The following is a 9808-nucleotide window of genomic DNA, read 5'->3' on the forward strand; positions in this document are numbered from 1 at the left end:
ACGGTTAGTTTTTTCATGTCATCTGAAGCAGTAAAATCGCAGTTCCTCGTTCCATCCAAAACATCTGTTCCTCATACGCCTGCAAACGCCGTGAGCCGAAACCGGGTGGACGCTGCCTTCGTTGCGGCTTGTCAGCAGCCTTTGGTCGTGGTCAGTGCCGGTGCCGGGTTTGGTAAAACCACCGCTGTGCTGAAGGGTTTTGAATCACTCAAGCAGCAGGATAACGAAGCGCGCCTGTGCTGGCTGTCGCTCGACCCGGAAGATTCTGACGAAAAAACCTTTGCCGCCTACTTTATTACGGCCATTAGCAAGCAGGTGCCGCTTTCAGAGGCGCTGATGTACTCGGCGCGGCCCGACCGCAGTCACCGGCTGAAGCCGTTGTTTGGCCAGCTGTTGTACGAGCTCGACCGTATTCAGCACAAGCTGGTGATTATCCTGGATGATTACCATCTGATCGAAACCGAAGAGATTCACAGCGCCCTGGCCTACCTGGCCAAACACCTGCCGCCGCATGTTAGCCTGGTGCTGACCACGCGCTGCGAAATGCCCTCCAGTATGATGTCGTTGCGTTTGAAGGGCCTGGTTGCCGATATCAGCGCCGAGCAGCTCAGCTTCCAGCTGCCGGAAGCGCAGGATTTCTTCTCGCAGGCGGCGCATGCCTTTCAGCTGGAAGAGGATGAGGTCGTTCAGCTTCTAGATCACGTTGAAGGCTGGGTGGTTGGTTTACAGCTGATCGTGCTGGGTCTGCAGTCGCAGCCATCATTCGAAGAGTTGAAGGCCCGCCTGCTGCAGAAAAACCTCAATGTGGTCGATTACTTTGAATCCGAAATCTTTGATGCGCTGCCGGACGATGTGCAGCGCTTCCTGCTCAGCACCAGCATCGTTAAGCGCTTTAACGTTGAGGTGGCCGCTGAGATCACCGATGGCATCAATGTGCACGAGGTGATCGACTTCCTGCAGCGACAGAACCTGTTTATTGTGCAGTTTAATGAACCGCATCAGTGGTACCGCTATCACCATTTGTTGCGTGAATTTTTGCTGCATAAGCTACGGCTGCAGACCGGTGGCGATATGGCAGAGCTCTATCAGCGGGCCAGTAACGCCTTTCTGAAGATTGGCTACATCGTTGGCGCGGTGAATCACGCCATCAACTCGCAGAACCAGCAGCAGATCATTCGTATTCTCGAACAATACGGCGACGAGCTGTTGCATCAGGCTCACTACGGCTTGTTGAAGCGCTGTTTGACGGAACTGAGTGATGAGGTGATCGCCTCGAACCCGCAAATTACGCTGGTATTCGGCTGGGTTGAATCTATTTTTGGCGATGCCAGCAAGGTTGAGCCGGTGGTTCGCATGGCCGAACAGAAGATTGCGGATAGCGATGACACGCTCATGCAAGCAGAGTTTGAAACCGTGCGCTCGCAGGCGTGCTTTTCGCTTGCTGAACTGAATGCGGCAGAGCAGGCAGCCAAACGCGCCTTAACGCTGTACCCGCAAGATCACATCCGCAGGCAGTCGGCACTGCTGACGCTGGCCAATGTTAAGTTTACTCAGGGGCGCATGACCGAGGCGTTACCGATCTTTGAAGAGAGTGAGTTACTCAGCCGGCAGGAAGCAAACCACGATGCGGTGTTGTGGAGTCTGTATCAGCAATCGCAGATATGGAAGCAGCGCTGCCAGTTCACTCAGGCCGCAGAGCTGACCAAGGCGGTGCAGGATTACGCCGCCCAGCACAATTTAAACAGTGGCTTTAACCTGTTCTTCTCTTTGTTTGCTCAGGCCGAGGTTGCACTGGAAACCTACCGCCTGCGCGAAGCTAAACAGCTGATCAATGAGGTTGGCAAGCTGTGCCAAAGCTGGAGCAAGCCCTGGTCGCGGCATCTGTATGGCTGGTTGCTCAGAGCCGAAATGATCAAAGGCAAACCCACGGTCGCGCGTGATCTCGCCGAGCGCCACAAATCTATACTGGCGTTCCCGGATTTCTCCGATCAGCTGTTTCCCTATTCGGAAGAAATTCAGCTGCTGTACTGGTGGCAGTGCGATGAAAAGAAAAAGATTGCCTCCTGGCTGAAGGCCACGCCGGAGATCGACAGCTGCCAGAGCACGGGCGATTTCGTTTCGCTGCGTGCGCAAATTTATGGCCATCTGGCATTGAATAATTTCACCACGGCCGAAAGCAAGCTGCAGCAGGCGTTGGCTCTGCTTGAAGCGCAGGGTAAGGATGCCTATCAGCTGGAGCAGATACGCTACCGGTTGATTGCAATCATCCTGCTGATAAAAACAGACAATGAGCCGCAGGCCCTGGCAGATTTCGTTGCCCTGCTGCCATTACTGCAGGAAACTGGGGTCGTTGCCAGTGTGTTGTTGCTGCGCCAGTGGCTGATGCCGCTGGTTAAAAAGATTGATGCGGCGACACTACCGGAAGGGCAGGTTCGTTATCTGGAGCAGTTGTTGATTCTCTATAAGCAGCGCAGCCGAACCAGCCGACGTGGTGAGGATGAAGTGCCGGACAGCATTTCGGTGCTGGGCGTATCGAAAAAAGAGTGGCGGGTGCTGCAGTGCATTATTCAGGGCAAGAGCAACGAAGAAACCGCCAGAACGATGTTTGTGGCTGTCAGTACCGTTAAGACCCACATCAATAATCTGTATAAAAAACTGTCGGTAGCGAACCGAAAGCAGGCCATTGAACTGGGACAAAAACTGCTCAACGAGCCCGAAGAAGGGCCTATATCATAATTAGAGCGCTTCTGGAAACAGTCTTTTCAGAGGATTGCTGGCTTTCAGTGATGCATTTTGAGCACTTGTTCCTTAGAATACGGCACTGCCGGCCAGGCAGCCCGGGTTTATTTACAAACCTTTCTGACTTTTAACGTTCCCCCAATCTGAAACGATTCGAGCAGCAAGCAAACAATGAGTAGCATTAGTGACGAAGTCCCCTCGGGGAATAACGATCAGGAGCAACCCAGCGGTATTGTCCGCCGCTTTTTAAGGCGGGATAAGACCTCCATTACCATTCTTCTATTATCGGCGTTCGTCGGTATGCTCGCTGGGTATCTGTCTACCTTCTTTGAAATCGGTGTCCACTGGGTGGGCGAACACCGAACCGCCTATCTCCTTGAAAACAGCCCCGCCTGGACGGTCGCCGTCAGTTCCTTTGTCATCAGCGCAGTCATTGCCGCATTTGGCTATCTGCTGACGCATACCATTGCACCGGACGCTGCCGGCTCCGGCATCCCGGAAATTGAAGGTGCGATGGACGATCTGCGCCCGGTGCGCTGGTGGCGTGTACTGCCGGTCAAATTTTTTGGCGGCTTAGGCACGTTAGGCTCTGGTATGGTACTCGGGCGCGAAGGGCCCAGTGTGCAGATGGGGGGTAACGTCGGCAGTATGGTTGCAGACATCTTCCGTCTGAAAGATAACGAAGGCCGTCATGCGCTGTTGGCTTCCGGTGCGGCGGCGGGTTTGTCGGCGGCCTTTAATGCACCGCTGGCCGGTACACTCTTCGTGGTCGAAGAGATGCGCCCGCAATTCCGCTACAGCCTGATCTCTATTAAGGCAGTATTTATCGCCTCTATTATGGCGAACATTATCTACCGCAGTATTAAAGGCCAGGATGCCGTCATCGACCTGCCAAGCTATGGTTCGCCCGAGCTCATGGCGCTTTGGTTATACCTGGTGCTGGGCATGCTGTTCGGTATCTTTGGGGTCCATTTTAACCGTCTGGTGGTGCGCTCACTCGATTTCTACGCCAAGCTTCACCGTGGAGAGCTGCTGCGCTATGTTGGCTTAGGCGGCTTGCTGGGTGGCTGCTTTGGTGTGTTGCTGCTGTATTTTCCTGAGCTGACCGGTGGTGGTGTTGAATGGATTCCGGCGGCAACCCGCGGCGATTTTGGCTTGTTTATGCTGCTGATCATCTTTGTCGGGCGTTTGGCCGCAACGCTGATTTGTTTTGGTTCCGGCGCTCCGGGGGGGATTTTCGCACCCATGCTAGCGCTGGGCACAATGGCCGGCACGCTGTTTGGCTTGCTGGCGCACGCTATGTTCCCTGATATGGGGCTGGAACCAGGTACTTTCGCCATTGCCGGTATGGGCGCGCTGTTCGCTGCCACGGTACGGGCGCCGCTCACCGGCATTGTGCTGGTGCTGGAGATGACCGATAACTACAACCTGATTCTGCCCATGCTGATTACCTGTTTGGGGGCGACCATGTTGGCCCAGCTGCTCGGTGGGCGTCCTATCTATTCGCTGCTGCTGGAACGTACCTTGCGAGCGAGTGTTCGCAAAAAGAAAGCCGATCAGGCAGCAGCCGAGTCCGAAGAGCAACAAAACACCCAGAACGGCCAGCCTTCCTGAGCCGACAGGCGAATACTGCGATTTACACATGGCCATTATGCGCAGTATTCGCCCCGGCCCCGCATTTTGTTAGAGTATGCGCCACTTAGAAAATACCCATATTCAAAGGCCGAACTTATGACACGAGTGAAGGGGACTCCGCAGATTCAGTATGTGGTTGTGCCGCACCGCCCGGTACGCCGTCTGTTTCTTAGAATGCTGCTGTTAATTGCCCTGTTAGCCACTGTCATAGCTGCCTATCTGTACGGCAGTTACTCTGGCGTGCGCCACGAGCAGAGCCTGCTTAATGAAGTTACCTCGCTAAGCCAGCAGCTCGAGCAGGGCCGGGAGCGTGAAAGCGAGCTGCGGCAAAAGGTTGCAGTGCTCGAGAACGCTTCGTTTGTGGATAAGGGTGCAACCGAAGATGTGCGCCGGTCTAACCGCGAGCTCAGCGATACCATTGCCGAGCTGGAAAAAGAAATTGCGCTGTACCAGGGCATCATGTCGCCTTCGGTCAACTCATCGGGCCTGACCATTCAGGAGGTGTCATTGACACCGACCGCTCAGGACGGCCGCTACCGGTTCAAGGTCATGCTCACCCAGGTGGGCAATAATTCTAATTATTTACAGGGGTTTGTCGGCATTAACCTGCTAGGTGTGCAAAACGGCGAAATCACCGCCTATCCTTTGAAGGATATTTCGGCAGATATTCAGGATGTCGATATAAAATTCCGTTACCGCTATTTTCAGGAATTTAAGGGCGAGCTGATGCTTCCTGATAACTTTACCCCTGACCAGCTGCAGGTGGTGGCTCAATCCGTGGGTAATAAATCCGCGCGGATCGAGCGCGCTTATAACTGGTCAGATTTGGAGAACGGCAACAATGTGGGGCAGTGAAAAGAACGTGGGCAAAAACGTAACGTTAATAACAGCGAAGGCTGAAATACAGGGTGATATCCGAATCTCTGAAGCGCTTCAGATTGAAGGTGTTGTAAAGGGTAATATTCTGGCAGACCCGGACAGCTCAGCCGAGGTCACCATTGGTGTGAAAGGCGTGGTTGAAGGTGAAATTCGCGCGCCACGCATTGTGATCAATGGCGAGGTGAGGGGCGATATATACGCTTCCGAGCACCTGACCTTAAATAAGAACGGTTTGGTGACCGGTAATGTGCACTACGTCATGATGGAGATGGTGATGGGTGCTAAGGTAAATGGCAGTCTGCTGCATGTAGCATCAGAGGGCAAAAAGGCTAAAAAGGCTGTTTCCGAAGCGCCAGCGGTCGATGTTCCTGGCAATAATAGCTGACCCCCGACCTTTGAATAGTTGACTGTTTTAATCAGGTATTGATAATTTTGCGTCATACCTAAAGGAAATTGCTATGACTGACGCTGTTATTGAAGTTGCAGACCCTATTAATATTACCGAAGCTGCTGTCTTAAAGGTCAAGCAGCTGGTGGAAGAAGAGGATAACTCTGAGCTGATGCTCAGGGTATTTGTTACCGGTGGTGGCTGTGCTGGCTTTCAGTACGGCTTCACCTTTGACGATGATATTGCAGACGACGACTCTTTGATCAGTAAAGAAGGCGTACGTTTCGTGATCGATTCGTTAAGTGTTCAGTATTTAGGTGGATCTACAGTTGACTATACAGAAGGGCTGGATGGCAGTCGTTTCATCATTCAAAACCCTGCAGCCACGACGACCTGTGGCTGTGGCTCCTCTTTTGCGATTTAAGGCTGGGCTGCTGCTTAGCCTCGCCGTTCTGGCCGGCTCCCTTACGCAGGCGGAAAACCTGCATCAGGGCAGCCTTGAATCCCCTTCTTATGTGGCGCAAATTCAGGCGCATACCGGTGAAGAGCTAACTGAGATTCTCAGACGTATCGATAACCTCTACGAAAGGGGCGAGCGTTATCCACAGAGCAACCCTGTTGCGCTTGTGCTGCATGGCGATGAAGCCAATCTGTTTTTGCGTCAGAACTACAGTGAAAATAAAGAGATTGTTGATTTGGCCGCCAGGCTGGACGCCTTTAATGCCATTGATATTCAGGTATGCGAAACCTGGATGGGGTTTTCCTCGGTGCCGCGTACTGAGCTTCCTGCCTTTGTTGATACGGTGCCATACGGCCCGGCGGCTGAAAAAGCCCTGCTCGAACAGGGCTATGAGTATTTCTAACTAGTGGCGCATGCGCAAAATTAGGTCACTGTTCGCTTCGCAGTTCAGCGGATCTCTGTGTTGGCAAAGCTTGAAAGAGCTCCACTATTTCTGCGCTTTACCGCCTTGATCTCCATTGAACTGCAGCGCGCCTTAGAGACCGAATTTTCCGCATGAGCCACTAGTCGTTAATCAATGGTAACCAGCTGGTTTTCTGCGTAGGCAGAATCGTAAACACTCAACTGACCGGCGAGATTCTCGGCATATTCAGCGAAATCTTCACGATAGGCTGCCGGTAGCGGCTCGGCGGTTGGCAGTTTTACCGTCTGCGGGTTCTTATGAACTCCGTTGACGCGGAACTCATAGTGCAGGTGTGCACCGGTGACCCGGCCGGTCGCGCCAACATAGCCGATCACTTGGCCCTGCTTAACCCGATTACCCACGCGTGCATACTTTGAAAACTTACTCATGTGAGCGTAGAGCGTGGTAATGCCTTCACCGTGTTGCAATATAACGACGTTGCCGTAGGTCGCAGATGTGTAGGCTTTAAGAACCTTGCCGTCACCGGATGCCTTAATGGGCGTGCCAACCGGCGCTGCATAGTCGGTGCCCTTGTGCGCAACAATCTTGTTCAGAACCGGGTGTCTGCGGTTGGGGTTGAATGAAGAAGAGATGCGGAATACATCAAGCGGTGTACGCAGGAAGGCTTTGCGCATGCTTTTGCCGTCGGGCGAGTAGTAATCAGTATGACCGGATTCATCGGTATAGCGAATGGCGGTAAATTCCTTGCCGTTATTGATGAACCGTGCGGCCAGAATTGCGCCGTCGCTGAGCTTTTCGCCATCCAGGTAGTTTTCTTCATACAGCAGTGAGAACTGGTCGCCTTCGCGAATGTCGAGGGCAAAGTCGATATCCCAGCCGAAAATATTCGCCAGCTGCATAATCATGCCATCGCTCATGCCGGCTTCAGCACCTGCCAGAAACAAAGAGCTGTTAATAGTGGCATTGCCGTATCGGGTATGAATGTCGGGCGTGCGTTCAGTGCGGCTGATGGTGCCATTGCGTTCGGCATCGATATCAATGGTGTAAGAAACGGTGCTCGATTCGCTGAAGCTGACCTGCTTCAGAACCGCATCGTTGTTAAAGGCAAAAACAAATTCCTGGCCCGGGTAGATCTTCTCAATTGGTTTTTTAATGGCCTCATCAGCAATCAACCGGTAAAGGATGCTCACCCCGGCGCCGGAGCGTTCAAATAAGCTGGAAAGCGTATCGCCCGGTGCTACCGTCTCGGAAACGTGATTCAGCTCCGGTGGTGCTTCAGCGACTTCAATGGCTGGAACTTCAACAATAGCGGGTTGTATTTCAACAACAACGGATTGTCCCGGGCTTGGCCATAAAGCAACCAGTAGTACCAGAAAGCAGCAGGAAACCAGGGCAATAAAATGTAATCTTGGTAAAGGTATCGATTCAAAGAGTGACTTGATGTTCATGTTGACTCGTTAAACTGTTAGCTTCGAAACTTAAAGTAGTTTATCAGCAAATTAAGGGGAATGTGCTAACGCAACGCACAAGCTGATATAATGTCCCTTTTTTATCGTAAAAGTTTGTTAAGGAGACTCCATGAATCTGGAGCAAGCGTTGGCGGAAATTAGCCGAGGCACGGAAGAAATTCTGGTACAAGAAGAGTTAGTGGAAAAACTGAAATCCGGCAAGAAGCTTCGTGTGAAAGCCGGTTTCGACCCAACGGCACCGGATCTGCATCTGGGCCACACGGTACTGATGAATAAAATGCGTCAGTTCCAGGATATGGGTCATACGGTTATCTTTCTGATTGGCGACTTTACCGGTCTGATTGGTGACCCTACCGGTAAGAGCGCGACTCGTCCGCCGCTTACGCCGGATGAGATCGCCGCCAATGCGCAAACCTATAAGGATCAGGTATTCAAAATTCTCGATCCGGAAAAGACCGAGATTCGCTTCAACTCTGAATGGTTTGGCGAGAAAGGCGCAGATTTCATGATCAAGCTGGCCGGGCAGTTGAGTGTGGCCCGTATGCTGGAACGTGATGACTTTAAAAAGCGCTTCAAATCAAACCAGTCTATTTCGATTCACGAATTTCTGTATCCGTTGGTTCAGGGTTACGACTCTGTGGCACTGGAAGCCGATATCGAATTAGGTGGTACCGATCAGAAGTTCAACCTGCTGATGGGACGTGAATTGCAGAAGGGCGAAGGTCAGGATCCGCAGGTGGTTATTATGACGCCACTGCTGGAAGGTTTGGATGGCGAGAAGAAGATGTCCAAATCTCTGGGTAACTACGTGGGTGTTTCTGAAGCGCCGGGTACGATGTTCCAGAAGATCGTTTCCATTCCAGACTCCTTAATGTGGCGCTGGTATGAGTTGTTGTCCTTTAAGTCGCTGCAGGAAATCGATCAGCTTAAAGCGTCTGTTGAGCAGGGTGCCAACCCGCGTGACATCAAGATTGAGCTGGCTAAAGAAATTGTTGCCCGTTTCCACGGTGAAGAAGCCGCTGCGAATGCACATAAAGGTGCGGGTAATATTGTAAAAGAAGGTGAAGTGCCAGAGGGCACTCCGGAAGTGACGATTGATCTGGAAGGTCAGGCCGATTTACCGATCGGCGCCGTCATTAATAAAGCAGACCTGGCTTCCAACTCTGCGCAGGCTAAAGATATGTTGAAGAACGGACGGGTTAAGGTTGAATGGGAAGTTGTTGAGCCATCTCTTAAACTGGGTGCCGGGAAATATCTGATCCAGGCAGGCAAAAAGAAAATTGCCTGGGTAACGATTCAATAAAGCGTTGTTACCAATCGCCTACAAAAGCCCGCCCTGTGCGGGCTTTTTAGTGTCTATAGTTTTGGTTGCCCGATAACAATGACAAAAAAATGAAATTTCCGAAAAAAGGTGTTGACGGAATTCGAAAAATCCTTAATATGCGCGCTCCTTGCTGCTCAAGCAGTAGCAGGGAAGGCCGAAGTTCTGGATCCTTTTAAAGTTTGTAAGTGACTGATTTTAAAAGAAAAAATTCAAAATAGCGGTTGACACTGAAGGGAATCGCTGTAGAATACGTGCCTCTTAAACGACAAGCCTAAAGCGCCGCTGTCGAGATCTTTAAAACAAATAATTTAGAAGTAATTCGTGTGGGCGCTTGTGAGTCGATAAATAATCGAACACAAGCGACTGTCAAAACATTAGGTTTGATAAGAAGCGAATGTTCGAACTCAGATTTTCTGTGTTGTCTTAATAATGCAGATATAGTTTTTAAACTGAAGAGTTTGATCATGGCTCAGATTGAACGCTGGCGGTA

At 51.6% G+C, this 9808-nt stretch carries 8 protein-coding genes; 7 read left to right on the plus strand and 1 reads right to left on the minus strand.

The features are described from left to right. The first annotated feature begins 15 nt into the window (after positions 1-15). The 6 genes from BCF53_RS18150 (at position 16) to BCF53_RS18175 (ending at position 6504) form a co-directional block, all read left to right on the plus strand. Positions 16-2736 (plus strand): winged helix-turn-helix domain-containing protein, encoded by a 2721-nt coding sequence (locus tag BCF53_RS18150; RefSeq protein WP_132704019.1) that lies wholly within the window; start codon positions 16-18, stop codon positions 2734-2736. Positions 2737-2910: 174 nt separating this feature from the next. Then, entirely contained in the window at positions 2911-4353 is a 1443-nt protein-coding gene (gene clcA / locus BCF53_RS18155; RefSeq protein ID WP_132704021.1) for a H(+)/Cl(-) exchange transporter ClcA, read from the plus strand. Between the two features lie 117 nt (positions 4354-4470). Continuing rightward, the gene (locus BCF53_RS18160; RefSeq protein ID WP_132704023.1) at positions 4471-5229 is read left to right on the plus strand and encodes a DUF6776 family protein; all 759 of its coding nucleotides are present in this window, start codon (positions 4471-4473) and stop codon (positions 5227-5229) included. Then, on the plus strand, positions 5216-5638 hold the full coding sequence (locus BCF53_RS18165; protein ID WP_132704025.1) for a bactofilin family protein: 423 nt from the start codon (positions 5216-5218) through the stop codon (positions 5636-5638). Before BCF53_RS18160 ends, BCF53_RS18165 begins: the two co-directional genes overlap by 14 nt. Before the next feature lie 73 nt (positions 5639-5711). Further along, the gene (gene erpA / locus BCF53_RS18170) at positions 5712-6065 is read left to right on the plus strand and encodes an iron-sulfur cluster insertion protein ErpA (protein ID WP_132704027.1); all 354 of its coding nucleotides are present in this window, start codon (positions 5712-5714) and stop codon (positions 6063-6065) included. Beyond that, positions 6055-6504, plus strand: coding sequence for a DsrE family protein (locus tag BCF53_RS18175; RefSeq protein WP_132704029.1), 450 nt, complete (start codon positions 6055-6057; stop codon positions 6502-6504). Before erpA ends, BCF53_RS18175 begins: the two co-directional genes overlap by 11 nt. A gap of 167 nt (positions 6505-6671) precedes the next feature. Here the strand turns inward: BCF53_RS18175 and BCF53_RS18180 are convergent, their stop codons facing one another. Further along, complete coding sequence (locus tag BCF53_RS18180; protein ID WP_132704031.1) at positions 6672-7973, minus strand: OapA family protein; 1302 nt, start codon at positions 7971-7973, stop codon at positions 6672-6674. Between the two features lie 130 nt (positions 7974-8103). On the opposite strand from BCF53_RS18180, the gene tyrS reads away from it, so the two are divergent. After that, on the plus strand, positions 8104-9297 hold the full coding sequence (gene tyrS / locus BCF53_RS18185; protein ID WP_132704033.1) for a tyrosine--tRNA ligase: 1194 nt from the start codon (positions 8104-8106) through the stop codon (positions 9295-9297). Positions 9298-9808: the final 511 nt, after the last annotated feature.

This window comes from Reinekea marinisedimentorum, assembly GCF_004341165.1.
GTDB lineage: Bacteria > Pseudomonadota > Gammaproteobacteria > Pseudomonadales > Natronospirillaceae > Reinekea > Reinekea marinisedimentorum.

Bases quoted from the DNA above. Each gene is read 5' to 3' on its own strand.
- erpA (WP_132704027.1), top strand. From the start codon at position 5,712: ATGACTGACGCTGTTATTGAAGTTGCAGACCCTATTAATATTACCGAA.
- BCF53_RS18165 (WP_132704025.1), top strand. From the start codon at position 5,216: ATGTGGGGCAGTGAAAAGAACGTGGGCAAAAACGTAACGTTAATAACA.
- clcA (WP_132704021.1), top strand. From the start codon at position 2,911: ATGAGTAGCATTAGTGACGAAGTCCCCTCGGGGAATAACGATCAGGAG.
- BCF53_RS18160 (WP_132704023.1), top strand. From the start codon at position 4,471: ATGACACGAGTGAAGGGGACTCCGCAGATTCAGTATGTGGTTGTGCCG.
- tyrS (WP_132704033.1), top strand. From the start codon at position 8,104: ATGAATCTGGAGCAAGCGTTGGCGGAAATTAGCCGAGGCACGGAAGAA.
- BCF53_RS18180 (WP_132704031.1), bottom strand. From the start codon at position 7,973: ATGAACATCAAGTCACTCTTTGAATCGATACCTTTACCAAGATTACAT.
- BCF53_RS18150 (WP_132704019.1), top strand. From the start codon at position 16: ATGTCATCTGAAGCAGTAAAATCGCAGTTCCTCGTTCCATCCAAAACA.